We start from the raw sequence: 26221 nt of genomic DNA, 5'->3' as shown, positions 1-26221 counted from the left end.
TGTGGGGAATGTCTGGACAGTCATGTTAAACGAAGATAAACCCAATTGCTGCGCCAGTTTGCGCAAGAAACCAGCATCCAGTTGCGGGTCGCTTGCAATTGGCGGTAAGCACAGGGATAATGCGCCAGCGCGTTGGTTATCAACGCTCTCAATGGGGGCTCTGTTGGTTCTCCCGCAACGCTACTCTGTTCACCAGGTCAGGTCCGGAAGGAAGCAGCCAGGGCAGACGACGTGTGTGCCGGGATGTAGCTGGCAGGGCCCCCACCCATTTCTGCTCTCATCAACACTCTCCCTGTTTCTCTTCGCTTCGAATAGCCTTTAATCCACAACGTTATTAGGACCTTACTGACTGCATGTAATATATATTTCATTGCATTGAAATATTACTGTCATAAACCTGTAATAATAGACTGTCATTTTAATATCGGATGTCTTTTTTCTGTCATAACTTAAAAATATATATCTGGATAACATTGGTAAGTTCGTGTATTAAATAAAGTACTTATTCCGAAGGGAAGTGACAAACATGGCTACTGCGGTGTTAAACGTTAAGATTGATCAAGCGCTAAAAGAAAGACTTCGCCACTATGCTGAAGTTAATAACGAGAATTTAAGCGTGACGACAGAGAAACTGCTGCTGCTGGCATTCGAAGCGGTAGAAGAGGCGGGAGTATCGGAAGAGGATATTGATAACCAGCATACGGAAGAAGAGAGTGTTTCTCCATTTACTCCTAAAGAAATCAAGGCTCTACGTAAAATTCTTAAGAAGAGAAAATGAAACAACAACTGTCAACTGCCAGTGACTACAACGAGGCCTGCGATCTGTTGCGTTCAGGCTACGTGAAGCATGTACGTCTTGGCTGGAATGTAGGAAGTGATGAGTTCTTTCGTATTGCGTCTGACTGGTGTGATACCGGCGCAAAAATAAAGAAAGACGGTGAAAATTTCGTTATTTCACTGAAAGGTTTTCCTATTCCTCCTCAGCACTAAATCTTGAATGGTGAAAACTGCTGACTGTATCTGTGACAGTCAGCAGTTTTTATTTTATGATCCACTTCAAATTTTTTATATCAAACCAGACTTCTTTTTATTGATGGCACGTTTTTATTCAGGGCGAGCCACAAGGGTTTAATTCTCAGTAATGCCTGTTCAAGCTCAGCCGGATCGAGTGAAAAGGGCATACGTAAATACCGATCAAACGCACCCGATAAACCAAACCGCGTGCCGGTCCCCAGGTTGATTCCCAGTATCTCTGCGCGTGCAGCAAGCTGTGTTGCCAGCATCCCCGGCAGTTCAATCCAGTAGGAAAGCCCGCCTTCCGCTTCATGGAATGTCCATTCAGGGAAGTGCTCGCGCAACAGCGCGCCGCATTGGTCTCGCCGTTCCGCCAGCATCTTCCGGCGAGCAGGCAAAAACGTTTCGCTGTTATTGATAAGCCACAGCGTCGCCAGCTGTTCGAGCATGGGCGATCCTAAATCCAGGGTATCCCGCGTCTGGGCAAGCGTAGCGATGGTGCGCGAGGAGGCACGGATCCAGCCAAGACGAAGGCCGCCCCAGAAACTTTTTCCGGCGGAGCCTAACGTTATCACGGTGGCCTGAGGGTTAAATGACGCCAGCGGCGGCGGTGGGGGCGAGTCAAACCACAGATCCACCATCGTTTCATCTACTACCAGCGTCGTGCGGGTTTGCGCGGCAATCTCGGTGATTGCCTGACGGGTGGGAATATCCATGCATCGCCCGGTCGGGTTATGAAAATCGGGCATCAGGTAGGCCAGGCGCGGCGCTGTCTGGGCAAGCGTTGCGGCAAACCCATGGGTATCCCAGCCCGTTTCCGGCAGCGACACACCCACTGGACGGCACTGCGCTCCCTGAATGGCGGCGATCGCCAGCGGGTAAGTGGGATGATCGACCACGACGCGATCCCCCGGACCGGTCATCATCCGCAGGACCAGCGCAAAACCGCTGACCGCGCCATTGACCACCATCACCTCGTCTGTCCGGGTCGGAAGCCCCCGCGCGGTATAGCGTGCGGCGATGGCTTCCCGCAGCGCCGGCAACCCAAGCTGATCGTAACCCGTAAGCGAGAGATGTTGCGTAATGGCCGTGAGCGCATGGGTATAGGCCTGGTGGATCTCAGGCCCGGCATTGAGCGCCGCGGTGGAGAGATCCAGCGCGGCACTGGCTGCTGAAAGGGTTGGCACGGCGCGTGTGTCGGGCAGGATCACGCGTGAACCGCTGCCGTGGCGGCTTTCAAGATAACCTTCCTCACGCAGATGGGCGAGTGCGCTGCTGATGGTGGTCCGGCTCACATCCAGCGCAGTGGCCAGCTCCCGCTCGCCGGGTAGACGGGTGTTAAGCGCCAGTCGGCCATCAAGAATTAACAGGCGTAACGCATCCGCCAGCTGACGCCAGAGCGGGGTCCGGGACGAGGTTTGTTGCCAGTGGCCTAACAGGCGTACCAATGACTGGCTTCCGAAGCGGCGAGATGACATATGCAGTCCACTATTTGAAAACTGGACATTAATCATAATGCCATTTTCGCTCAAGATGAAAGCCTGGTTCACTGGAGAAGATAAAAAATGGTACGTCGTCTGCTACAACTGTATGTCGGTTTAGGGCTGTATGGGCTTTCAACCACGATGTTTATTCGTTCGGATCTGGGGCTCGACCCGTGGGACGTCTTCCACCTGGGCGTGGCGATCCAGCTGGGGTTGAGCATTGGGATGGTGATTATTTTAACCGGTGCGGCGGTACTCCTGCTGTGGATCCCGCTGCGTCAGATGCCTGGTCTGGGAACCCTCAGTAACGTGATTATTATTGGCCTGGCGGCAGATGCCTCCATGGCCCTGATCCCCGAGGTGACCTCGCTGCCCCTGCGTATCGCGCTGCTGGTGGCCGGAATTGTCGTGAACGCGATAGCCACCGGTATGTATATCGGTGCCGGTTTCGGGGCGGGCCCGCGCGACGGTCTCATGACCGGGATCCATGCCCGTATGGGATGGTCCATCCGCAGTGTACGTACCTCGATTGAAGTGTCCGTGCTGCTGATTGGGTGCATGTTGGGCGGAACGTTCGGGATAGGCACCGTCGCGTATGCTCTGACCATTGGCCCGCTTATCCAGATCTGCTTGCCTCTGTTCCGTTATAAGCCGCGCGTTGAGAAGACTCCCCAGCCGGAGCGGGTTGTTTAATTCTGCGAAGCGCTCACATGTTTTCATGGCGTCGCTGTGTCAGAATGGTGGCCTTCGAATGACGCGATGCCAGAATGCATGAAAGCAATCACTCTCTATGATGTCGCCCTCCTTGCGGGGGTTTCTTATCAGACCGTTTCCCGTGTGATTAACGACGCGGAGCATGTCTCTGCCCGCACGCGGGAAAAGGTGCAGCAGGCGATGGCGGAACTGCACTACGTCCCCAATCTCAGGGCACAACAGCTGGCGGGTAAACGTACCCGTACGATTGGTCTTATTACTACCGATCTGGCGCTGCACGCCCCTTCGCAAATTGTTTCGGCGGTAAAATCCCGGGCGGTTGAGCAGGGGGCGAGCGTGCTTATCTCAATGGTGGAACATCCACAGCAGTGCCAGTCTGCCCTTCAGGCGTTGCTGGCGCAGCGTGTGGAAGCTCTGCTGGTGAATGTGCCGCTGGAGGATCCTCATGCTGAAGCGCTAAAAGCCCTCGCATCGCCCATTCCGGTGCTGTTTCTGGATGTCTCGCCCTCGGCTCAGGTAAACAGTCTTGTGTTTAATGCAGAGCAGGGTGCTCGTCTCGGGATTGAGCATCTGCTTTCGCTGGGGCATGAGCGTATAGCGCTGCTGAGCGGACCGGAAAGCTCTGTCTCCGCCCGGGCACGTCTCGCAGGCTGGAACACCACGCTGGCACAGGCCGGGCTTGAGGCTGTCGCGGTGGCGCACGGCGACTGGAGTGCGGCAAGCGGCTATGAGAAAGGACATTTGCTGTTATCTGCCGCGCAACTCCCGGATGCGATAGTGGTCGCGAACGACCAAATGGCGCTGGGGGTGATGCGCGCCTGTGCGGAAAAAGGGACCGCGATCCCGGGCCAGATGTCGGTTGTCGGGTTCGACGATACGGCAGACAGCGCCTGGTTTTCTCCCCCACTGACCACCATTCGCCAGGCTTTTCGCGAGGCCGGCGAGCGAAGCGTGGAGTGGCTGCTGGCGCCAGTTGAGGGTGACGCATGCTGGCAGGTTCAGCTTCCGGTGACGCTGGTGACCCGCCATTCTACCGCTCGCCACGATCCGCAGCAGATCGAACGCGAGGATCTGGCACAGCAGCTCAGGAGCCTGGCGTTAGCGGCTGAGCAACTTGCTCGCCGGTAAGACTTTTGTGATCTGACTCGCTACCCCGCGATCCGACGCTTTACCGCACCCGGTAGCCAGGGCATGTTAGCTAAAATTGTGAGCGCTTCGCAAAGAGGTTAATATGTCCAACACTCCATCGCTGACCCTCAGCGCACTTCTGGCTCGTCGGGACTGGGAAAACCCGGGGGTCACCCAGTGGAACCGCCTGGCAGCACATGCTCCCTTGCACAGCTGGCGTGACGAACACTCCGCCAGAGAAGACGGGGGAACCGTCAGCCGACGCTTCCTTAACGGGGAGTGGCGTTTTAGCTTCTTTCCCGCACCAGAGCAGGTTCCTTCGGTATGGGTCAGTGAAGATTGCGCCGATGCCGTGCTGATGCCCGTGCCCTCTAACTGGCAGATGCAGGGGTTCGACACGCCCATCTACACCAACGTGACCTATCCGATCCCCGTAAACCCACCGTTTGTGCCGCAAGAAAACCCAACCGGTTGTTACTCGCTCACATTTGAGATGGATGATGCCTGGCTGCAGAGCGGCCAAACCCGCATTATCTTCGATGGCGTGAACTCGGCGTTTCATCTGTGGTGTAACGGTCAATGGATCGGTTATTCACAGGACAGCCGACTGCCCGCCGAATTCGATCTCTCAGCGGTACTGCGTCCTGGCCAGAACCGCATTGCGGTCATGGTGTTGCGCTGGTGCGACGGGAGCTATCTGGAAGATCAGGACATGTGGCGCATGAGCGGGATTTTCCGCGATGTGTCGCTGCTGCATAAGCCAGAGACGCACATAGCCGATTATCAGGTTGTGATTGACCTGAATGCGGAGCGGGATCGCGCGGTGCTGAAGGTGGATCTCGCGCTCGCAGGCGCACAGTTTGCAGAGTGTGAGGTGGCGTTTACCCTGTGGCGCAACGGCGAAAAATGCGCCAGTGCCACCGGGCGGCCGGGCACTGCCGTTGTCGATGAGCGCGGCGGCTGGGCCGAGCGGCTAACGGTGACGCTCCCCGTTGAGGCGCCTGCCTTGTGGAGTGCGGAAACGCCGGAACTTTATCGCCTGACGATGACCCTTCTGAACGCGCAGGGTGAGGTGCTTGAAACGGAGGCCTGCGATGTGGGGTTCCGCCGCATAGAGATCAGCAATGGCCTGCTGAAGCTCAACGGTAAACCCCTGCTGATCCGCGGCGTTAACCGGCATGAGCATCACCCGGAAAACGGCCAGGTGATGGATGAAGCGACGATGCGCCGCGATATCGAACTCATGAAGCAGCATAACTTCAACGCCGTGCGCTGCTCGCACTATCCGAACCATCCGCTGTGGTACACGCTTTGCGACCGCTATGGTTTGTATGTCGTCGACGAAGCCAATATTGAAACCCACGGCATGGTGCCGATGAGTCGCCTTGCTGACGATCCGCGCTGGCTCCCTGCCATGAGCGAACGCGTCACCCGCATGGTGCAGCGCGACCGCAATCATCCTTCGATTATCATCTGGTCGCTGGGGAATGAGTCCGGCCATGGCGCGAACCATGACGCACTGTATCGCTGGCTGAAAACCACCGATCCGACGCGTCCGGTGCAGTACGAAGGCGGTGGAGCGAATACGGCAGCGACCGATATCGTTTGCCCAATGTATGCCCGGGTCGATCAGGATCAGCCCTTCCCGGCGGTACCGAAATGGTCTGTTAAAAAATGGATCGGCATGCCGGATGAAACGCGTCCGCTTATTCTCTGTGAATACGCCCATGCGATGGGGAACAGCTTCGGTGGTTTTGCCAAATACTGGCAGGCGTTTCGCCGCCATCCTCGCCTGCAGGGGGGATTTGTCTGGGACTGGGTTGACCAGGCGCTGACCAGGAAAGACGACAATGGCGCACCGTTCTGGGCCTACGGGGGAGATTTTGGCGACACGCCCAATGACCGCCAGTTCTGCCTTAACGGGCTGGTTTTTCCCGATCGCACACCGCATCCGGCGCTGTATGAAGCCCAGCGCGCTCAGCAGTTTTTCACCTTTACGCGGGTAAGTACGTCTCCGCTGGTGATTGAAGTCCACAGCGATTACCTGTTCCGTCATACCGATAACGAGGTGCTGCGCTGGACCCTTGTCCGCGACGGCAACGTGCTGGCCAGGGGGGACGTGACGCTCTCCATTGCTCCCCAGGGCACACAGCGTCTGGACATCAACCTGCCAGCGCTGGCGCCTGAAGCGGGTGACGTCTGGCTGAACGTTGAAGTGCACCAGCCGCGGGCGACGCCGTGGTCACCGGCAAACCATCGCTGCGCGTGGGAGCAGTGGCCGGTTCCGACTCCCCTGTATATCGCCCCGCCAGTGCCAGAAGGTGTACCGCCGGTGTTAACGCAAACTGGCGACGTGCTTGAGCTGGTACATCAGCAGCAACGCTGGCAGTTCAACCGCGCGTCAGGACACCTGACGCAATGGTGGCGCAATGGCGTTGAAACGCTGCTCTCACCGCTGACGGATAACGTTAGCCGCGCACCGCTGGACAATGATATTGGCGTGAGCGAGGCCACGCGAATCGATCCGAATGCGTGGGTGGAGCGCTGGAAAGCGGCAGGCATGTACGAGCTCACCTCGCGATTACTGCACTGTGAAGGAGAGCAGCATGCAGCCGAGGCGGTGGTGAAAACCCTGCATGTCTGGGAGTATCGCGGTAAAGCGCTGTTCCTGAGCCGTAAAGTCTGGCGGGTGGACGATCGGGGCGTTCTGCATGGCGATATTCAGGTCGATATTGCGTCTGATATCCCGGAACCGGCACGCGTAGGCCTGAGTGTTCACCTTGCCGCAACGCCGGAAACGGTTCAATGGCTGGGGCTTGGGCCACATGAAAATTACCCGGACAGAACGCTGGCGGCTCAGCAGGGGCGCTGGACATTACCGCTGGAAGCCATGCACACGCCTTACATCTTCCCGACAGAAAATGGTCTGCGCTGTGATACCCGTGAACTGCTGCTGGGCGCGCATCGGCTGAATGGCCTGTTCCATTTCTCCGTCAGCCGCTACAGCCAGCGGCAGTTGCATGAGACAACTCACCATCATCTGTTGCGCGAGGAGCCGGGGTGTTGGCTTAACCTGGACGCGTTCCATATGGGCGTGGGCGGTGATGACTCGTGGAGCCCCAGCGTCTCGCCGGAATTTATTCTGCAGAAACGCCAGCTTCGCTATACCTTCAGCTGGCAGCAGAACCCTGACTGAGCAAAGAGGCGGCCACAGCAGTGGCCGCCTCGCTTACGCCAGGATACCGCTCAGGCCGTGCAGGCTCATGTAAATCCCGACCACAGTAATCAGGGCGGCGGAGATCCACGGTGCTTTTCGTGAAAACTCGCTGAAACCCGGCCAGCGTTTTGTCGCATGCTTAAGGCTCAGGGCGGCAATTGCACCGGAAGCGACCAGCGTTAACGCCAGACCAATACTGAAGCTGAATACCAGCGTTGCGCCGAGGGCAAAATGCTTCAGCTGCAGGCAGATGAGCAGGACCGTGATTGAGGCCGGGCAGGGGATAAGCCCTCCGGTCAGGCCAAACAGTGCAATTTGTCCGGTGGTAACGTTCTGGCCGTTGAAGCGGCGGTTAATATCCTGTGCATGCGCGCGCTGGTGGGCGTCCTGCCACTCTTCTTCAACCAGTGGATGCCCATAGTCGTGATGATCATGATGGTGGTCATGGTCATGGTCATGGTCGTGATGATCATGATGGTGGTCATGGTCATGATGATGGTCATGGTGATCGTGATGATGGTGGTGATCGTGTGGCTGACTCTCCTTCCAGGTTCGCCAGGCCATCCACAGGGCGATCAGCACGATCAGTATCCCCGAGACCAGCTGGAACCAGGGCTCAGACGTATGCGCATCCCAGCCCCGGCCAAACCATAATCCTGCCATGGCAATGATCCAGACCACCGCCGTATGGGAAAGCGTTGCCGCCAGACCAAGCAACACCGCCTGTTTCAGCGTACCGCGAATAGCCACAATAAACGCGGCCATCATCGTTTTGGAGTGGCCCGGCTCCAGGCCATGCAGCGCGCCGAGGAGGATAGCGCTGGGTACAAACAGCCAGGCATTGCCCTGCTGCAGGAGTGAAGCAAAATCGTTCATGGAAAATTCCGGAGTGGAAAGCGTGTTCAGATACTACTCCCCCCCAGTAGTCTAATACTACCCCCCAGTAGAAAAATACTCAGGGGGAGTAGAGCATGATATGCTTTAAAAGCCATACGATGAGGGAGACAGAGATGTCACATACGGTTCGCGACAAGAAGATGTTATTGACTCGCCTGAAGAAAATTCAGGGGCAAAGCGCTGCCCTGGAAAAAATGCTCAATAGCGACCACGAATGCGCCGACGTGTTACAACAGCTGGCGGCGATCCGCGGCGCGGTAAACGGCATGATGATGCAGGTGATCGAAGGTCATCTCACCGATCATGTGGTGAAAGAGCCTGAAGAAGCTCAGCGCGAAGCCGATCTTGGCGTCGTGTTACAGGTGATCAAATCCTACCTTAAGTAGGATGTGTTTTGAGGTTATCTTCCGCCCAAAGAATAAAGTCCGCTTTCGGCAACGCCTTGCTGTAGTACCAACCCTGCCCATACTGAACGCCGTGACGACGTAGCCAGGCGAGTTGCCCTTCGGTCTCCACGCCTTCCGCCACCATCGCCAGCTTCAGCGATTTCGCCATTTCAATAATGTGTGGCGTCACGTTTTTATATTCCAGTGCATCCACAAACGCTTTATCAATTTTTAGCGTGTCGACATCCAGATCCTGCAGGTAGCTCAGGCTGGAATAGCCCGTACCGAAATCATCAATATAGATTGCGTGGCCTGAATGACGAAAGGCGGCGATGGCCGGAGCGCTGATTTTAGGATCGGCAAAGCCGCGCTCGGTTAACTCAAGGGCGATCTGTTGCGGATGGACTTTCCACTTATTCATTAAGTGGCTCAACAGTGGCGGGAGTTTTCCCGAGGTCAAATCGGCCGGCGCGAGGTTAATGGAAATATGCTGACCGGCGTGAAGGTGCAGCCAGTAGCCCATATCCTCAAATACCTTTTCAATGACCAAATGCGTCAGCTGCGAGATGAGCCCCGTTTGCTCAGCAAGCGGCACAAAAATATCCGGTGAAAGGCTGCTGCCGTCAGGCTGGGGCCAGCGGGTTAGCGCCTCTGCGCCCACAATCTTCCCGCTAGAGAGTTCAATAATGGGCTGATAATGAACCACAAATTCCCGGTTGTTAATGGCGTCAAGCAGGCGGTTGCGTGGCGACTGGATGCGACGCAGCAGTCGTAAAACAAAGAGTGCGGCAAGCAGGCTTATCAGTATGCCAAACGGCAGCCAGATGAGAAGTTGCTGGTGCCAGGTTTCAGCCAGCGGTTTTAACGCCGCCCAGGCGACCACCGTAAACCCCAGTTCAGGAACAGGCTTCATAATGTATATCGAGCCGTTGTACTGAATACGGGTGACGCCCTGATCCTTAACCAGATTGCGGATATGCGGATCGAGATTGCTGCTGCTGGCAAAAATGAGATGTGATTTGCTGCCCACCAGGGCGGCATCTGTGGCGATCTCACCGAAAGGGATCACATCGACAAGCGAGGCAGGATCGAGCAGCACCAGATAGTGGCCCCGACCCAGGACCGCCATGTAGCGGCTAAAACCGAGATCGTTTTGCGTGGTGAGCCATGCGCCATAACCATCTTCCGTGATTCGCATGGGCGGCGGGAAAGGGGCCGACTGACTGGTTTGTTCCAGGGACGAGCAAAGGGGCTCAAGATTGTTGATATAAATAACTTCCTGAACATAACGCCATGAAAAAGCGACCCGCCGCATCTCCCTTAAATGCATAACGCTACAGGGGATCCCTTTAAAGGTCTGCAGGCTATTGAGCGCTTCCTTTGCATCATCCACCACCCTGGCGGTACGTATCAGCACGCGTGAGGCATAGCTATCCAGCGCATCGACAAACTTATCTTCCGCCTGGCGATGTGCCAGCCAGATGCTCAGGCTAATCGGAACCAGTACCGCAATGATAAGTACGCCGGTCACCAGACTGACCAGATGTCGGGTTTTCATGGTGCTGTCTCCTTCCTCTTATGCCCGCTCCTGGGCGCTGAAAAACCTGCCAGAGGAGAAAGATTTTACCGCTAAATGATAAAGTTATAGCACGCGCAGGTCATGATTTACGGCACAACAGAAAATATCGTCGGGGCAGAGGGGTTGTTTTTTCAGCAGGGGTTAGATATCATTTTGTTATGTTATAACAAAACATGAAGAGTTTACGATGAAACCAGATATCCACCCAGCCTATCGCACCGTGGTGTTCCACGACACCAGTGCTAATGAATACTTTAAAGTCGGCTCAACCATTAAGACCGACCGCGAAATTGAACTCGACGGTGAAACGTATCCGTATATCACCATCGAGGTCTCTTCAAAATCGCACCCGTTCTACACCGGCAAGCAGAAAACGTTCTCGACGGATGGCAGTGCGGCGCGCTTCCGTAAGCGTTTCGGCGGCTTTCTTAATGCGAAGCGGGGATAACCATGCAGGTACTTAACTCATTGCGCAGTGCAAAACAGCGTCACCCGGATTGCCAGATAGTCAAACGCAAGGGACGCTTATACGTGATTTGCAAATCCAATCCGCGCTTTAAGGCGGTTCAGGGACGTAAGAAAAGACGCTAGACGCGTGCTTCGCGCCAGCTTTCCAGGGATCTTTTTTGGTTGCCATCGGCAGTAAAATTGTCGGTGGCAAGCCAGCCTTCAAAGGCACTCGCCAGCGCCGGCCACTCTTTGTCGAGAATCGAAAACCAGTCGGTATCCCGGTTATGACCTTTCGTGACCAGTGCCTGACGAAAACGCCCCTCAAACTGAAAGCCAAGACGCAGTGCCGCCTTGCGCGAAGGCGCGTTCAGGCTGTTGCACTTCCACTCGTATCGACGATACCCAAGGGTGTCGAACACGTATCGCATCAGCAGATATTGCGCTTCCGTCGACATCGGCGTGCGGCTGAGCAGCGGGGAGAAATGAACATGTCCCACCTCCACAACGCCGTTGGTTGGATCGATCCGCATCAGAGCCAGCGTGCCGACCGGAGACTGGGTCTGGTTGTCGATAACGCTAAAGTGAATCGGATCGGATAAGTCACGCACGCTCTCTACCCATCCTGCAAACGCCTCTGCGCTGGCATCCGGCTCACGCAGCAGCCACGTCCAGCTGCGGGTATCTTCGGCCAGAGAATACGCGCTGAACAACGCCTCAGCGTGCTCCACCCGCAGCGGCTCAAGGCGACAATAGTGGCCCTGAAGCACCACACGTGAAGGGTGCTGGCGGGGTTGCCAGTCGATAAGCGCCTCGCCTACTGGCTGTCCAAACTCGTTGAATGTTTTCATTTTACTGTCCGTGACGTTGATAAGAACGCCAGACTAGTGAATTACTGGTTCCTTAAAAAGTGCCACTCAGATATGTTTTGGTGGTACCACGGGAGGCGAGATGAACATACCGGGCGATGAATTTTATACTTTGCTGAATGCCGCGTTGAAAGCGCGGGGGGAAGAGACGCTACAGCGTGCACTGTATCATGCATTGCGTGAGGCGATACTGTGCGGCCGGCTACACGCCGGGAGTCGGCTTCCCGGTTCGCGAATGCTGGCTCAGCAGCTCTCGCTTTCACGGAATACCGTCAATGCGGCGCTGGAACAGCTGACGCTCGAAGGGTATCTGCTGCGTAACCGCCAGGGGACGCGGGTGGCGCAGCTGGCGCAGCGTACGCTCGTTCAGGCATTGCCGGACTCTGCCGTCGCGCTCGGCAGCCGGGTCGCCTCGCTGCCTGCGGCGGTGCCGCGTGATACCCCGGTTCCGGCATTTACGCCGGGAACACCGGCCATCAACTACTTTCCCCTGCCGCTGTGGCGGCGCTTGTACGACCGGGTTCTGCGCGAAGAGGGCAGCGCGCTGTTAGGGTATGGTGATCCTGCCGGGGAGCCGTCGCTGCGGGCGGCCATTGCCCGCCACCTTGCCCTTTCGCGCGGCATTGACTGCGATGCCAGTCAGATAGTGATGACCGAAGGCGCGCTTGAGGGGGTAAACCTTTGCACGTTGCTGCTGAGCGAACCCGGCAGCGTCGCGTGGGTGGAAGATCCTGGCTATGGCGGGGCTAAAAGCGCCTTTGCCAAAGCGGGCTTAGTCATGACGGGGATGCCGGTTGATGACGAAGGCATGTTCTGGGAAGGGCTGGATACGCCGTCCCCTGCGCTTATTTTCACCTCACCTTCGCACCAGTTTCCGTACGGAAGCGTGCTCAGCGCGCGGCGACGCCTGGCGCTGCTGGATCTGGCCCGGCAGCATAACGCCTGGATTATTGAAGATGATTACGACAGCGAGTTTCGTTATTCCGGTGAGCCCGTGCCCGCAATGCTGGGAATGGTCAACAATGCGCCGGTTGTCTATCTTGGTACCTTCAGCAAAACCCTCTTTCCGTCGCTGAGAATGGGGTTCATGGTGTTACCCCCGGCGCTGGCAAAAGCGGCCCGTCCGGCCATTGGCGCGCTGCTGCGTGGCGGGCATCGCGCCGAACAGCGAACCCTGGCGCTGTTTATTGAGGAAGGACATTATGCCCGCCACCTTGCCGCCATGCGCCGGCTCTACCGTAAGCGCTACCGACAGCTGCGTGAGGTGCTGAGTGCTGAGCTTCATACTCCGCATCGCATTCTGGCGGGTGAAGGGGGGATGCATCTGACGCTGGCAATAGACGGCATCGACGACCAGAAAGTGGTCGCGCAGGCGAGGACGTTTCAGCTGGCACCCGCTGCACTGAGCGGGTATTACCTGGAGCCGAAGCAGGGGCAAACCGGTCTGGTGTTAGGTTACGGCAATACCTCTGCTTCTCAGTTTGTGTCGGGTATCCGACGCATACAGGCTTTAATCACGCAGCAGCAGGACGGGAAAGGGTAAAGACATCATAAAAAGAGAGCTGACCTTTGGTGGATACCATCTTCTGCAGCTTCTCTTTTTGCACTGTTTCAACCGCGGGGGAGTGCATGATGCTTTCGATCAGCTCCGGCGGCACGTAACGCGTGTTATACCATTCACCGTTATAGCAAACCCGGAAATCAAGGACGTCGATATCTTCGTAGCGGTAGCGGGGATTAACGTCAAAAAAGAAAAAGGCGTTAAACACCACAAACAGAATGACAAGCAGCCAGACGGAGTCCACCAGAGTTTCGGACTTCAGCATCACAATCAGTGTCGCCAGCCAGGCGGCATACATTGCGACAAACAGTCCAGGGTGTTTGCGAATAAAGCTGATGCTAAAGCGCGGGCGATTGTCGCGCTTTTCGCGGTGATTAAGATCGTCGATGGTGGCAGTAAGCAGGCGCTGTATCTCGGTCATTTTTTGCCTTTATGAGAATTGACAATACAGGATGTCTGCCAATTTTAGGGGAGCCATTTGGCTGAAAAAAGTAACAGTCAGGCGCTAAAAGACCATAACAGTTGACTCCCCGTCACTTTACAGCCGTTTAATGATTGTTGCCGGATTGCCGCCGACGACGACATTCGCCGGGACGTCTTTCGTTACGATAGCGCCGGAGGCCACCACCACATTATCACCCAACGTAACGCCCGGGTTAATAACCGCACGTCCGCCAATCCAGACGTTGTTGCCGATGGTCACCGGCTTGCCAAACTCCACGCCGCTATTACGCGCGTCGGCGTCCAGCGGATGGGTTGCCGTGTAAATATGCACCCCTGGCGCGAGCATGCAGTTGTCGCCAATATGTATCGGGCAGACATCCAGCATCACGCAATCGAAATTGGCGTAAAATTCTTTGCCCAGATAAATGTTATATCCATAGTCACAGCGGAAGCTCGGCTCAATATAGGCCCCTTCGCTTTGCCCGAGGAGTTCCGCCAGAATGTTCTGGCGTTCGAGTTTCTCATCAGGTGCCGTGTGGTTATAACGGTGAACCAGGTGTCGGGCGCGTAATCGGTCGGCCCGTAATGTTTCATCACCAGGGCGGTAATGTTCACCTGCAATCATCTTCTGCTTTTCTATGCTCATTGGGAACCTCACTGGTCGTCTTTACCGTAGGGTAATCGGAACAGGATGGCAGGGGAACGTTCCCGGAAAACCACTGTGACTATAATCACAATAATATTGCGGATGAGCACGTTTTACACGGAGACCTGCACTGGGGCAGGAGGGTATAACCAGAAAGTTGAATACAGCTGAGAAAGTGGCGTAGAACCTCTACAGACACACTTCAAAGATTAACGGACAAATCTCCACACGGACGTTGGGATTTTGTCATACAGCTTATTCATGGTCAGTTCTGCAAGACGGTGGTCAGCCGCTGAATAAAATACCGCCAGTTCATTATCAGAAAGCTCGTATTTATTCTTTTCAATTACACGTTCAAGCGTGTCTATTGACTGACAGCGTCGCAAACGCATCAAATAATCGATTTTTGTGAGTGGTTTTTCAGACATAAATTTACCTTACTAATTGTAATAATTTTAACAGGAAAGACTAACGGGGTTAGCTCTGCTCACGTTGATGAAGCAACGAAATAGTCGGTTGCCCGATTTACGCCATTTCTGCAAATCTTGCGCATTAATGCCGTAGCTGCTGAACAACATAAAGGTGTCATCCAGGTATTCATCAATTTGCTCAATCAGCTTATTATCTTCATTGTACTTAATTTTATAATTAAGTGCGAAGGTTGCAATATGCTCGATCAACTCGTTTAACTGTAAATTGATGGCAGACGTTGGGTCGTTTACCCAGCCATGGTTACTTTCATCAAGATTGGCAAGGCAGTCATGGTACAAGGATTCGCAGAGAAATTTCAACTGCGCGATATCATGCCTTTTTGGCGAGTACTCGTCCATAGCGCATCCCCTTCTGAGTGATTTCTTACTCACCGAACATCATGTCGGGATGGATACAACATACTTAGCCGCACGGGTGCTGTGTTCCTGATAACTCTAACTATAATCCACTCTGATCAAGATTTCACCGCGCTATTACGAAAAATTACAAATAAAAGCACTGACTGCGAGCCTTTACGCAAATGTGCCTTCAGCGCTAAACATTTTTATCCAGATTAACGCGGAACTTTTTTCGCTCCCTTACGTTTCATTGGCTTAGCGTAAACAATCCTAAGATGTCCAAATCCGGAGTTCTCTTTGTCTGAAGATATGGTTAGGAATATTCCTAATCACTTAAGCAGGGAAATGAAATTAAAAAAATCCTGAATTCAGCGATTACGTTATCACTTAATTATGATATGTCATTGTAGGCGGCAGGAAATAAATAGAAGCACAATAAGCCTATTTTATGATTTTTTTCTGAAAAAGAAAAAGGCCGCTAATGCGGCCTTTTTATCATGTGAAACCGGTATCAGTGCGGTTCTACCGAATGACTGTGCTCAATATCTTCATTCTTGCGGCTAAAGCGGCGGCGAACCACCACGAAGAATACCGGAACGAAGAAGATAGCAAGTACGGTTGCGGTAACCATACCCCCCATAACGCCTGTACCGACGGCGTTCTGTGCACCGGAACCCGCACCGGTACTGATAACCAGCGGCATTACCCCGAGGATAAATGCCAGTGACGTCATCAGGATTGGGCGCAGACGCATACGCACCGCGTCAAGGGTCGCCTCAATCAGGCCTTTACCTTCTTTCTCCATCAGATCTTTGGCGAATTCAACGATAAGTATCGCGTTCTTCGCCGACAAGCCAATGGTTGTCAGCAGGCCCACCTGGAAGTACACGTCGTTGGTTAATCCACGGAACGTTGCCGCAAGCAGCGCACCGATAACCCCCAGTGGCACCACCAGCATAACGGAGAACGGAATCGACCAGCTCTCATACAGTGCCGCCAGACACAGGAAGACCACAATCAGTGAAATGGCGTACAGGGCAGGGGCCTGGTTACCGGACAGACGTTCCTGGTAGGACATACCGGTCCAGTCATAGCCGATACCCGCAGGCAGTTTACCTGCCAGCTCTTCCATCAGGTTCATGGCTTCACCGGTGCTTCGGCCTGGTGCGGCCTGACCCAGGATCTCCATGGATGGCAGCCCGTTATAACGTTCCAGACGCGGCGAACCGTATTCCCAGTGCGACGTAGAGAAGGATGAGAACGGCACCATCTGACCGTTGTTGCCGCGAACGTACCAGTTGTTGATATCGTTCGGTAACATACGGTATTGCGCTTCTGACATCACGTACACTTTCTTCACACGACCACGGTCGATGAAGTCGTTGACGTAGCTACCGCCCCAGGCCGCGCCCAGCGTGGTATTGATGTCACTGATGGAAACGCCCAGTGCCTGTGCTTTCTCCTGATCGATGTCGATTTTGTACTGAGGCGTATCTTCCAGACCGTTAGGACGCACGCCGACCAGAAGGTCAGGGTGTTTCGCCACTTCACCGAACAACTGGTTACGTGCCTGCGTCAGTTTTTCATGACCCAGACCGCCCTGGTCAATCAGCTGGAAGTCGAAACCTGTCGCTGTCCCCAGTTCAACAATCGCTGGCAGGTTAAAGGCGAAGACCATCGCATCTTTAATCTGTGAGAACGTGCCCATTGCACGGCCAGTAATCGCCTCAACTTTGTTCTCTTCGCCCGGACGTTCTGACCAGTCTTTCAGAGAAACGAAGGCAATACCGGTGTTCTGACCACGACCCGCAAAGCCAAAGCCGTTAACCGCAAACACGGATTCAACGTTAGCTTTCTCTTTGGTGAGGTAGTAATCCGTCACTTCATCCAGCACCTTCTGGGTACGTTCTTGCGAGGCACCCGCCGGCAGCTGTGCCATCGTCAGGAACACGCCCTGGTCTTCATCTGGCAGGAACGAGCTTGGCAGACGAACGAACAGATAGGCCATACCCACCACGATGATGATATAGAGCAGCAGGTAACGACCGGTGCTGCGCAGGATGTTACCCACGCTGTCGGTGTAGTGATGCGTGCTCTTATCAAACATGCGGTTAAACCAGCCGAAGAACCCTTTATGCTCGCCGTGACCGCCTTTCTGAACAGGTTTCAGCATGGTGGCACACAGTGCAGGCGTCAGGATCAATGCAACCAGTACCGACAGCGCCATCGCTGAGACAATGGTGATGGAGAACTGACGATAAATTGCACCGGTTGAGCCGCCGAAGAAGGCCATCGGGATAAATACCGCTGACAGTACCATCGCGATACCGACCAGCGCGCCCTGGATCTGGCCCATGGATTTACGGGTTGCTTCCTTCGGCGGTAGACCTTCTTCCGCCATGACACGCTCGACGTTTTCTACCACCACGATGGCGTCATCCACAAGCAAGCCGATGGCGAGCACCATCCCGAACATCGTCAGGGTGTTTATCGAGTAGCCAAAGATGGCCAGTATGGCGAAGGTCCCGAGCAATACGACCGGTACGGCGATGGTTGGGATCAGCGTCGCGCGGAAGTTTTGCAGGAACAGATACATGACCAGGAATACCAGGATGATCGCTTCTGCCAGGGTTTTAACCACTTCGTGAATCGAGATTTTGACGAACGGCGTGGTGTCATACGGATAAACGATCTTCAGGCCGGACGGGAAGAACGGCTCCATCTTCTTCAGTTCCGCACGGATAGCCGTCGCGGTGTCCAGGGCGTTAGCACCTGTCGCCAGTTTGATCCCGAGACCGGAAGCCGGCTTGCCGTTAAACTTCGCAATGATGTCGTAGTTTTCGCCACCCAGTTCCACTTTTGCCACGTCGCGCAGACGAACCTGCGAACCGTCCTGATTCACCTTCAGCAGAATTTTGCTGAATTCATCGGCGGAGGTCAGACGGGTCTGTGCGATGATCGAGGCGTTAAGTTGCTGGCCTTTCACCGGCGGGGTACCGCCTAACTGACCGGCGGCAACCTGGGCGTTCTGCGCTTTGATGGCGTTGATCACGTCCACCGGCGTCAGCTGGAAGTTGTTCAGTTTGTTCGGATCCATCCAGATACGCATCGCGTACTGAGAACCGAACAGCTGAACGTCACCCACACCAGACGTACGGCTGATGGCGTCCTTCATGTTGGCGCCCACGTAGTCGGAAATATCCTCCTGCGTCATGGTGCCGTTGGTGTTGATAACGCCAACAACCATCAGGAAGCTACTGGACGATTTCTCGACGCTCACACCCTGCTGTTGTACTTCTTGTGGCAGCAACGGCATGGCGAGCTGCAGTTTGTTCTGGACCTGAACCTGCGCGATGTCAGCATCAGTACCTGACTGGAAGGTCAGGGTGATCTGTACCGTACCGGTTGAGTCACTGTTTGAGGACATGTACATCAGGTTATCGATACCGTTCATGTTCTGTTCGATAACCTGTGTCACGGTGTCCTGCACCGTTTTTGCATCAGCCCCGGGGTAGGTTGCGGAAATTGTTACCGCCGGTGGCGCAATCGTTGGATATTGCGCGACAGGCAGCTTCAGGATCGCAAGTCCCCCAGCCAGCATGATGATTATGGCGATCACCCATGCAAATATGGGGCGATCGATAAAGAAATTAGGCATGTCTTAACGGCTCCTGTTTAAGTTAAGACTTGGTTTGTTCTGACTGGCCAGCGGCCGAAGCTTGTTGTTTATCGTCAGATTTCACTTCCTGTGCTTTGACCTGCGCGCCAGGACGAACTTTTTGCAAACCAGTAATAATCACGCGATCGCCATCTTTCAGACCTTCCGTCACCAGCCATTTATCGCCAATCGCCTGCGTGGCAGTGATGTTGCGCGTTTCGACTTTGTCATCAGCCCCGACAACCAGTGCACTCGCGTCGCCACGTGGCGTACGGGTGACACCCTGCTGAGGCACCAGAAGTGCGGTTGGGTTGGTGCCTTCTTCCAGACGCGCGCGAACGAACATACCAGGTAAGAGTGTCTTATCCGGGTTCGGGAAAATCGCACGTAAGGTGATGGAACCGGTGGTTTGGTCGACCGTCACATCGGAGAATTCCAGTGTGCCTGCCTGCGGGAACTTGATACCGTCATTGGTCACGAGCTCCACTTTGGCTTTACCGTTTTCCTGCTTCAGCGTGCCGTTTGCCAGCTCTTGTTTCAGGCGCAGGAAATCGTTGCTGGACTGGGTCACGTCAACGTAAATCGGATCAAGCTGCTGCACGGTAGCCAACGCGTTGGTCTGACCGTTCTGCACCAGCGCCCCTTCCGTGACGGAAGATTTACCAATGCGACCGCTGATTGGGGAGGTCACTTTGGTATAGGCGAGGTTGATACGCGCTGTTTCCACTGCAGCTTTCGCGGCAATCACGGCGGCGTTGGTCTGCTGTGCATCAGACAGGGCAGTGTCATAATCCTGTTGACTGATGTACTTGGTACCGAGCAGTTTTTTGTAACGGTTCAGCGTCAGTTGGGAGATTTTGGCTGCTGCTTCTGCTTTCGCCAGATCGCCTTTCGCGCTCTCATAGGATGCCTGGTAGGTTGCCGGATCAATCTGATACAGAGACTCGCCAGCTTTCACTTCACCACCCTCGGTGAAGTTACGTTTCAGGATGATACCACTCACCTGAGGACGCACTTCTGCGATGCGGTATGCGCTGGTACGGCCCGGTAATTCTGTCGTTATCTGGAGAGGTTCGGACTTGAGCGTCACCACGCCAACTTCTGGCACCTGCTGAGCTCCTTGTTGAGCCTGTTTGTCGTCACATCCTGTTAGCGCTAAGCTGCCTGAGAGCATCAGAACGACCGCCAGAGGCGTTAACCCTCTGTTTTTGTTCATATGTAAACCTCGAGTGTCCGATTTCAAATTGATCAATGGTCCTGAGTCCAAAAAACCATTGCTGCGTTTATATTATCGTCATGCTATGGTACATACATTCACAAATGTATGTAAATCTGACTCCTGTAAATTCACTAACGTATGGCACGAAAAACCAAACAACAAGCGCTTGAAACCCGACAACACATTCTGGATGTGGCTATGCGTTTGTTTTCTCAGCAGGGTGTTTCGTCAACCTCGCTGGCGCAGATTGCTCAGGCCGCGGGCGTCACGCGGGGAGCGATTTACTGGCATTTTAAAGACAAGACAGATCTGTTCAGTGAAATCTGGCAACTCTCAGAGTCCAGCATTAGCGATCTTGAGACTGAGTATCGGGCAAAATTCCCCGAGGATCCACTCTCAGTATTAAGAGAAATATTAGTATATATCCTTGAAGCAACGGTAGTTGAAGAACGTCGCAGGTTAATGATGGAAATCATCTACCATAAATGCGAGTTGGTCGGAGAGATGGCGGTCGTCCAGCAGGCGCAGCGCAGCCTGTGTCTGGAAAGCTACGATCGCATTGAACAGGTCCTCACCCAGTGCATGCAGGCGAACCAGCTGCCGGCGACGTTAATGACCCGACGGGCGGCTGTCCTGATGCGCAGTTATATTTCCGGCCTGATGGAAAACTGGCTTTTCGCCCCGGACTCCTTTGACCTGAAGAACGAAGCCCGCAGCTATGTCGCTATTTTCCTGGAGATGTGCCAGCTCTCCCCGACGCTGCATGGCAAGTCAGGCTCGCTAACAGCCTGACGCGATTCCAGGATTTCTCTTAGAGGCTCACGTTCGCGCTATTCTGCTTCAGGCGAGCGTGATATCCTGCACGCCGGACTATTTTCGGTCATCTTCTGACATCATTCACAACTATGCTGCACACCAATCGCTCGCAACATCCTGTTCTTGTATTTTTATTGGCGACGCTGTTTTTCTTCGCAACGGCACCGCTTTCCTGGGCCCGCGCCGATAACAACAATGACATCCCTTCACGCAGTGATGTTCAGTCGCAACTCGACACCCTGAATAAACAAAAAGATCTCTCTGCTCTGGATAAGCTCGTTCAGCAGGATCTGACGGAGACGCTGGAAACGCTTGATAAAATTGAGCGTGTTAAAGCGGAAACCACACAGCTTCGGCAGAAAGTGGCGCAGGCGCCTGAAAACATGCGTAAGGCCACGGAATCGCTGAATGCCCTGAGCGATGTGGATAATGACGACGAAACCCGTAAAACGCTCGCGACCCTGTCATTGCGTCAGCTGGAATCGCGCGTCGCACAGCTGCTCGACGATCTGCAAACGGCGCAGTCCGATCTCGGTACGTACAACAGCCAGCTTGTCTCCCTGCAAACCCAGCCCGAGCGCGTGCAAAATGCGATGTACGCCGCCTCTCAGCAGCTGCAGCAGATCCGCAACCGTCTGAACGGTACGTCGGTTGGCGAAGGCACCCTGCGCCCAACGCAGCAAACGCTGCTGCTGGTGCAGCAGGCCTTACTGAATGCACAAATCGAACAGCAGCGTAAAAGCCTGGAAGGGAATACGGTGCTGCAGGATACGCTCCAGAAGCAGCGCGACTACGTAACGGCGAACATTAATCGTCTGGAACATCAGCTTCAGCTGTTGCAGGAGGCGGTTAACAGTAAGCGCCTTACGCTGACGGAGAAAACGGCTCAGGAAGCCGTCTCACCGGACGAAACTGCCCGCATTCAGGCGAACCCGCTGGTGAAACAGGAGCTCGAGGCTAACCATCAGCTGAGCCAGCGCCTGATACTGGCAACAGAAAGCGGTAACTCGCTGGTTCAGCAAAATATCAGAGTGAAAAACTGGCTGGACCGCGCGCTGCAGGCTGAACGCAACATTAAAGAGCAGATTGCGGTTCTGAAAGGCAGCCTGCTGCTGTCGCGTATTCTCTACCAGCAACAGCAGACGCTGCCGTCCGCCGATGAGCTCGAGGACATGACCAACCGCATTGCGGATTTGCGTCTGGAACAATTCGATGTGAACCAGCAGCGCGACGCCCTTTTCCAGAGCGATACGTTTGTCGCCAAATTGGAAGAAGGCCATTCCAGTGAAGTGAACCCGGAAGTTCACGACGCTCTGCTGCAGGTTGTGGATATGCGCCGCGAGCTGCTCGACCAGCTCAACAAACAGCTCGGCAACCAGCTGATGATGGCGATTAACCTGCAGATCAACCAGCAACAGCTGGTGAGCGTGTCGAAAAGTCTGCAGGAGATCCTGACCCAGCAGATTTTCTGGGTTAACAGCAATAAGCCGATGGACTGGGACTGGATTAAATCCTTCCCTGAAACGCTGAAGGCGCAGATTAAGAGCATGAAAATCACCGTAAACTGGGAGAAAGCCTGGCCTGCGGTGATGATTGCCTTCCTGGCGGGGCTCCCGCTGCTGCTGATTGCCGGCCTGATCCGCTGGCGTCTGGGCTGGCTGAAGAAATACCAGGATAAGCTGGCGTCTGAAGTGGGGCAACTGCGTAACGACAGTCAGCTGCACACGCCAAAAGCGATTCTGATCGATCTGATCCGCGCGCTGCCGGTCTGCCTGATTATTCTGGCGGTGGGGCTTATCCTGCTGACGATGCAGCTCAACATCAGCGACCTGCTGTGGGCGTTCAGTAAAAAACTGGCCCTGTTCTGGCTGGTGTTTGGCGTGTGCTGGAAAGTGCTGGAAAAAGACGGCGTTGCGGTGCGTCATTTCAACATGCCTGCGCAACTGACCAGCCACTGGCGTCGTCAGATTGTACGCGTCAGCCTGGCGCTGTTGCCGCTGCACTTCTGGTCCGTCGTCGCTGAGCTGTCTCCGCTGCACCTGATGGACGATGTCATGGGCCAGCTGGTTATTTTGCTGAACCTGCTGCTCATTGCCATCCTGATGTGGCCGATGTGCCGCGACAGCTGGCGGGATAAAGAGTCTCACAACATTCGTCTGGCCACCGTGACGGTACTGGCGATTATTCCGCTGGCACTGATGGTGCTCACGGCGACGGGGTACTTCTATACCACGTTGCGCCTGTCCGGACGCTGGATTGAAACCGTCTATCTGGTGATCGTCTGGAACCTGCTTTATCAGACCGTACTGCGCGGCCTGAGCGTGGCGGCTCGCCGCATCGCTTATCGTCGTGCCATCGCGCGTCGCCAGCATCAGGTGAAGGAGGGGGCCGAAGGCGCGGAGCCACAGGAAGAGCCAACCATCGCGCTGGAGCAGGTGAACCAGCAGACACTGCGTATCACCATGCTGGTGATGATCGCGCTGTTTGCGGTGATGTTCTGGGCGATCTGGTCTGATTTAATCACCGTCTTCGCCTACCTCGACAGTATCACCCTTTGGCAATACAACGGCACCGAAGCGGGCGCCGCGGTAATGAAAAGCGTGACCATGGGCAGCCTGCTCTTTGCCCTGGTGTCGTCAGTGGTAGCCTGGGCGTTGATTCGAAACCTGCCAGGCCTGCTTGAAGTACTGGTGCTGTCGCGTCTGAACCTGCGTCAGGGGGCGTCGTATGCCATCACCACCATCCTCAACTACGTCATTATTATTGTCGGGGCGATGACGGTCTTTGGATCGCTTGGCGTCTCGTGGGATAAGCTGCAGTGGCTGGCGGCCGCGCTCTCTGTCGGTCTCGGTTTTGGCTTGCAGGAGATCTTCGGTAACTTTGTTTCCGGCCTGATCATTCTGTTCGAACGTCCGGTACGTATCGGTGATACCGTCACCATCGGCACCTTCTCGGGAACGGTCAGCAAGATCCGTATTCGTGCCACCACCATCACCGACTTCGATCGCAAAGAGGTGATCATCCCGAACAAAGCGTTCGTCACCGAGCGACTGATCAACTGGTCGCTCTCCGACACCACAACGCGCGTCGTCATTCGACTGGGTGTGGCCTACGGCTCCGATCTGGATAAAGTGAAAGAGGTGTTGTTAAAAGCCGCGAAATCGCATCCTAAGGTGATGCACGAGCCCGCCCCAGATGTGTTCTTCACCACCTTTGGGCCGAGCACGCTGGATCACGAGCTGCGGTTATACGTGCGTGAGCTGCGCGATCGCAGCTACACCGTGGATGAGCTGAACCGCACTATCGATCGTCTGTGCCGTGAAAACAACATTAATATCGCCTTCAACCAGCTTGAAGTTCACCTGCGTAACGAGAAAGGTGATGAGCATACGGAAGTGAAGCGCGAGATTCAGGGTGACGATCCTACTCCGGCGTAATTCAGGTTCCCTCTCCCGGTGGGAGAGGGGCAGGGTGAAGGCGACTGGCCTTCACCTTGCCTTCAAAATCCGTCTTCACTATCTCAAGTGCTTTCAGCACCGTCTGGGCGGGGATGTCATGATTCTCCAGCAGCATAATCAAATCGACGGCCAGCTTGACCTCATCCGGTGCATTTTCCAGTGACATTTACGGCTCCTGTTAACGGGTCAGACGTTCAATGACGCGTTCAATTTCATCCAGTGCCTGACGGCAACGAACGATGCGGCCCTCCAGGGCGCTAATCTCTCGCATTAATAACTGCTGCTCTTCCAGCGTCTCGCTTGCGTTCAGGCGCGTTTCCCGCTCCTGCTTCATCTCAAACAGACGGCGTGCAAAATCCTGGTTCTCCAGCCGCTTGCGCTGCCATTTACCGAGACCCGGCGACGCGCTGTCCCAGACGCGTAGCGGCCAGGCGGTCATTTCACGGTGCAGGGCGGTGATCTGCTCGGTGAGATGTTCCGCAAGCCAGGCGACCTGTTGCTGTTGATTGTTCTCAACCGCGTGGCGCAACTCATCAAGATTCGTCTGCGCCTCAGCAACATAATCCTGGATGCGCGTGCTGCGGGTACGAAAAAGCTGCCGGTCAAAGCGCGGCTTCAGCGTAGCATGCCCCATTAACGGCGTAGCCTGCGCGCGCAGGGTGGACAGCTGATTTTGCAGCGTCTCCAGAAGCAGGGCTGTTTTCAATACGCTCTCCAGTGGTAAAGTAGCCGTTCAGTTTGATAACGATTCGCATTATGCAGCGTACTATTTTAATCATCATTGGCTGGCTCGCGGTAGTGTTAGGCACGCTGGGCGTGGTTTTGCCCTTATTGCCCACCACGCCTTTTATCCTGCTGGCAGCCTGGTGCTTCGCCCGTTCATCGCCGCGCTTTCACCACTGGCTGCTGTACCGCTCCTGGTTTGGCGGCTATTTGCGCCACTGGCAAAAACATCGGGCAATGCCGCCCGGTGCGAAGCCGCGTGCGATCGCGGTGATCCTGATTACCTTTGCCATTTCATTATGGCTGGTGAAAATGATGTGGGTGCGCATTCTGTTGCTGACGATCCTCGCCTGTCTGCTTTTCTTTATGTGGCGGATCCCCGTGGTTGATGAAAAGCAACAAAAGCACTGAAGCCTTATAATGGCTGTTGCAATTATTGCGCGCAGCCAGTAAATTCGACCGTTTTCGAGCACAGCTGCGCCTGGTCAAAGGTTAAACAATTGTTACCCTGGCCGACTCGTTGCGCGCTGTGAGTAACACTGTTTCATTTAGGCACAAACCGATGACCGCAACTGCACAGCAGCTTGAATATCTGAAAAACAGCATCAAAAGTATCCAGGACTATCCAAAGCCTGGCATTCTTTTCCGTGATGTCACCAGCTTGCTGGAAGACCCGAAAGCGTACGCGCTCAGCATTGAACTGCTGGTCGAGCGTTATAAAAACGCCGGGATCACCAAAGTAGTGGGTACCGAAGCCCGTGGATTCCTGTTTGGCGCGCCGGTCGCGCTGGCAATGGGTGTTGGCTTTGTGCCGGTACGTAAACCGCGTAAACTGCCGCGTGAAACCATCGCAGAGAGCTACGAACTGGAGTACGGCACCGATCAGCTGGAAATCCACGTTGATGCGATCAAGCCTGGCGATAAAGTGCTGGTGGTTGACGATCTGCTGGCGACCGGCGGCACGATTGAAGCGACCGTGAAGCTGATCCGTCGTCTGGGTGGTGAAGTGACCGATGCGGCATTCATTATTAACCTGTTTGACCTGGGTGGCGAACAGCGCCTGGAAAAACAGGGCATTACCAGCTACAGCCTGGTGCCTTTCCCGGGTCATTAATCCCGGTTTTCACAACC

At 54.8% G+C, this 26221-nt stretch carries 25 protein-coding genes and 1 other RNA gene; 14 read left to right on the top strand and 12 right to left on the bottom strand.

Going from position 1 to position 26221, the window contains the following annotated elements:
* The first annotated feature begins 161 nt into the window (after window positions 1-161).
* The 3 genes from ffs (at window position 162) to HV157_RS09135 (ending at window position 990) form a co-directional block, all read left to right on the top strand.
* An RNA gene (gene ffs / locus HV157_RS09145) (signal recognition particle sRNA small type) lies at window positions 162-258 on the top strand.
* A 268-nt stretch (window positions 259-526) separates the two neighbouring features.
* Window positions 527-778, top strand: a complete 252-nt coding sequence (locus tag HV157_RS09140) for a hypothetical protein (protein ID WP_020885198.1) — start codon at window positions 527-529, stop codon at window positions 776-778.
* Complete coding sequence (locus tag HV157_RS09135; protein WP_014168888.1) at window positions 775-990, top strand: hypothetical protein; 216 nt, start codon at window positions 775-777, stop codon at window positions 988-990. Before HV157_RS09140 ends, HV157_RS09135 begins: the two co-directional genes overlap by 4 nt.
* A gap of 80 nt (window positions 991-1070) precedes the next feature.
* Here HV157_RS09135 and HV157_RS09130 read toward each other — a convergent pair whose 3' ends face one another.
* A complete protein-coding gene (locus tag HV157_RS09130; RefSeq protein WP_025204848.1) occupies window positions 1071-2492 on the bottom strand; it encodes a PLP-dependent aminotransferase family protein in 1422 nt (473 codons plus the stop codon).
* 87 nt (window positions 2493-2579) lie between these two features.
* On the opposite strand from HV157_RS09130, the gene HV157_RS09125 reads away from it, so the two are divergent.
* The 3 genes from HV157_RS09125 to HV157_RS09115 all read left to right on the top strand — a co-directional run bounded on the left by HV157_RS09125 (window position 2580) and on the right by HV157_RS09115 (window position 7536).
* The gene (locus HV157_RS09125) at window positions 2580-3191 is read left to right on the top strand and encodes a membrane protein (protein WP_032677524.1); all 612 of its coding nucleotides are present in this window, start codon (window positions 2580-2582) and stop codon (window positions 3189-3191) included.
* A 78-nt stretch (window positions 3192-3269) separates the two neighbouring features.
* A complete protein-coding gene (locus tag HV157_RS09120) occupies window positions 3270-4340 on the top strand; it encodes a LacI family DNA-binding transcriptional regulator (protein ID WP_040016793.1) in 1071 nt (356 codons plus the stop codon).
* 103 nt (window positions 4341-4443) lie between these two features.
* Window positions 4444-7536, top strand: a complete 3093-nt coding sequence (locus HV157_RS09115; RefSeq protein ID WP_182268255.1) for a beta-galactosidase — start codon at window positions 4444-4446, stop codon at window positions 7534-7536.
* A 33-nt stretch (window positions 7537-7569) separates the two neighbouring features.
* Here the strand turns inward: HV157_RS09115 and HV157_RS09110 are convergent, their stop codons facing one another.
* Complete coding sequence (locus HV157_RS09110) at window positions 7570-8433, bottom strand: nickel/cobalt efflux protein RcnA (protein ID WP_182268256.1); 864 nt, start codon at window positions 8431-8433, stop codon at window positions 7570-7572.
* 134 nt (window positions 8434-8567) lie between these two features.
* Between HV157_RS09110 and HV157_RS09105 the strand changes: the two genes are divergently transcribed.
* Window positions 8568-8840: a metal/formaldehyde-sensitive transcriptional repressor gene (locus tag HV157_RS09105; protein WP_020885193.1), complete on the top strand. Its 273-nt coding sequence runs from the start codon at window positions 8568-8570 to the stop codon at window positions 8838-8840.
* On the opposite strand, the gene HV157_RS09100 is transcribed toward HV157_RS09105, so the two are convergent.
* Entirely contained in the window at window positions 8833-10398 is a 1566-nt protein-coding gene (locus HV157_RS09100; protein WP_040016796.1) for an EAL domain-containing protein, read from the bottom strand. The genes HV157_RS09105 and HV157_RS09100 overlap by 8 nt on opposite strands.
* A gap of 208 nt (window positions 10399-10606) precedes the next feature.
* Between HV157_RS09100 and HV157_RS09095 the strand changes: the two genes are divergently transcribed.
* On the top strand, window positions 10607-10867 hold the full coding sequence (locus HV157_RS09095; protein ID WP_010428154.1) for a type B 50S ribosomal protein L31: 261 nt from the start codon (window positions 10607-10609) through the stop codon (window positions 10865-10867).
* A gap of 2 nt (window positions 10868-10869) precedes the next feature.
* A complete protein-coding gene (ykgO, locus tag HV157_RS09090; RefSeq protein ID WP_003859006.1) occupies window positions 10870-11010 on the top strand; it encodes a type B 50S ribosomal protein L36 in 141 nt (46 codons plus the stop codon).
* On the opposite strand, the gene HV157_RS09085 is transcribed toward ykgO, so the two are convergent.
* Window positions 11007-11717, bottom strand: a complete 711-nt coding sequence (locus HV157_RS09085) for a GNAT family protein (RefSeq protein WP_014168897.1) — start codon at window positions 11715-11717, stop codon at window positions 11007-11009. The genes ykgO and HV157_RS09085 overlap by 4 nt on opposite strands.
* 100 nt (window positions 11718-11817) lie before the next feature.
* Between HV157_RS09085 and HV157_RS09080 the strand changes: the two genes are divergently transcribed.
* The gene (locus HV157_RS09080; RefSeq protein ID WP_040016798.1) at window positions 11818-13278 is read left to right on the top strand and encodes a PLP-dependent aminotransferase family protein; all 1461 of its coding nucleotides are present in this window, start codon (window positions 11818-11820) and stop codon (window positions 13276-13278) included.
* Here HV157_RS09080 and HV157_RS09075 read toward each other — a convergent pair.
* The 6 genes from HV157_RS09075 to acrA form a co-directional block, all read right to left on the bottom strand.
* Window positions 13250-13717: a YlaC family protein gene (locus tag HV157_RS09075; RefSeq protein WP_032677533.1), complete on the bottom strand. Its 468-nt coding sequence runs from the start codon at window positions 13715-13717 to the stop codon at window positions 13250-13252. The genes HV157_RS09080 and HV157_RS09075 overlap by 29 nt on opposite strands.
* 117 nt (window positions 13718-13834) lie before the next feature.
* Window positions 13835-14386: a maltose O-acetyltransferase gene (maa, locus tag HV157_RS09070; RefSeq protein ID WP_020885188.1), complete on the bottom strand. Its 552-nt coding sequence runs from the start codon at window positions 14384-14386 to the stop codon at window positions 13835-13837.
* Window positions 14387-14595: 209 nt separating this feature from the next.
* Window positions 14596-14814 (bottom strand): HHA domain-containing protein, encoded by a 219-nt coding sequence (locus HV157_RS09065; RefSeq protein WP_014168902.1) that lies wholly within the window; start codon window positions 14812-14814, stop codon window positions 14596-14598.
* A gap of 27 nt (window positions 14815-14841) precedes the next feature.
* On the bottom strand, window positions 14842-15216 hold the full coding sequence (tomB, locus tag HV157_RS09060; protein ID WP_020885187.1) for an Hha toxicity modulator TomB: 375 nt from the start codon (window positions 15214-15216) through the stop codon (window positions 14842-14844).
* Window positions 15217-15727: 511 nt separating this feature from the next.
* Window positions 15728-18874: a multidrug efflux RND transporter permease subunit AcrB gene (acrB, locus tag HV157_RS09055; RefSeq protein ID WP_014168904.1), complete on the bottom strand. Its 3147-nt coding sequence runs from the start codon at window positions 18872-18874 to the stop codon at window positions 15728-15730.
* A 22-nt stretch (window positions 18875-18896) separates the two neighbouring features.
* On the bottom strand, window positions 18897-20090 hold the full coding sequence (gene acrA / locus HV157_RS09050) for a multidrug efflux RND transporter periplasmic adaptor subunit AcrA (RefSeq protein WP_020885186.1): 1194 nt from the start codon (window positions 20088-20090) through the stop codon (window positions 18897-18899).
* Window positions 20091-20231: 141 nt separating this feature from the next.
* On the opposite strand from acrA, the gene acrR reads away from it, so the two are divergent.
* The gene (acrR, locus tag HV157_RS09045; protein WP_014168906.1) at window positions 20232-20885 is read left to right on the top strand and encodes a multidrug efflux transporter transcriptional repressor AcrR; all 654 of its coding nucleotides are present in this window, start codon (window positions 20232-20234) and stop codon (window positions 20883-20885) included.
* Window positions 20886-20998: 113 nt separating this feature from the next.
* Complete coding sequence (mscK, locus tag HV157_RS09040; protein WP_014168907.1) at window positions 20999-24346, top strand: mechanosensitive channel MscK; 3348 nt, start codon at window positions 20999-21001, stop codon at window positions 24344-24346.
* 1 nt (window position 24347) lies between these two features.
* On the opposite strand, the gene rsmS is transcribed toward mscK, so the two are convergent.
* Together rsmS and priC are read right to left on the bottom strand one after the other, a co-directional pair.
* Window positions 24348-24533 carry a pleiotropic regulatory protein RsmS gene (gene rsmS / locus HV157_RS09035; protein WP_020885184.1) on the bottom strand — a complete coding sequence of 62 codons (186 nt, stop codon included), beginning with the start codon at window positions 24531-24533 and terminating at the stop codon, window positions 24348-24350.
* 12 nt (window positions 24534-24545) lie between these two features.
* Window positions 24546-25073, bottom strand: a complete 528-nt coding sequence (gene priC / locus HV157_RS09030; RefSeq protein ID WP_063156329.1) for a primosomal replication protein N'' — start codon at window positions 25071-25073, stop codon at window positions 24546-24548.
* A 50-nt stretch (window positions 25074-25123) separates the two neighbouring features.
* Between priC and HV157_RS09025 the strand changes: the two genes are divergently transcribed.
* Both HV157_RS09025 and apt read left to right on the top strand, forming a co-directional pair.
* Complete coding sequence (locus tag HV157_RS09025; protein WP_020885182.1) at window positions 25124-25501, top strand: DUF454 family protein; 378 nt, start codon at window positions 25124-25126, stop codon at window positions 25499-25501.
* Window positions 25502-25652: 151 nt separating this feature from the next.
* Complete coding sequence (gene apt / locus HV157_RS09020) at window positions 25653-26204, top strand: adenine phosphoribosyltransferase (protein ID WP_000127359.1); 552 nt, start codon at window positions 25653-25655, stop codon at window positions 26202-26204.
* Window positions 26205-26221 lie beyond the last annotated feature (17 nt).

The sequence above is a fragment of the Enterobacter sp. RHBSTW-00318 genome (genome assembly GCF_014101375.1).
In the GTDB taxonomy this organism is placed as follows: Bacteria; Pseudomonadota; Gammaproteobacteria; order Enterobacterales; family Enterobacteriaceae; genus Enterobacter; species Enterobacter ludwigii.
The sequence above is the reverse complement of the archived record's forward strand: the minus strand, read 5'-3'. Positions and strand labels throughout refer to the sequence as shown.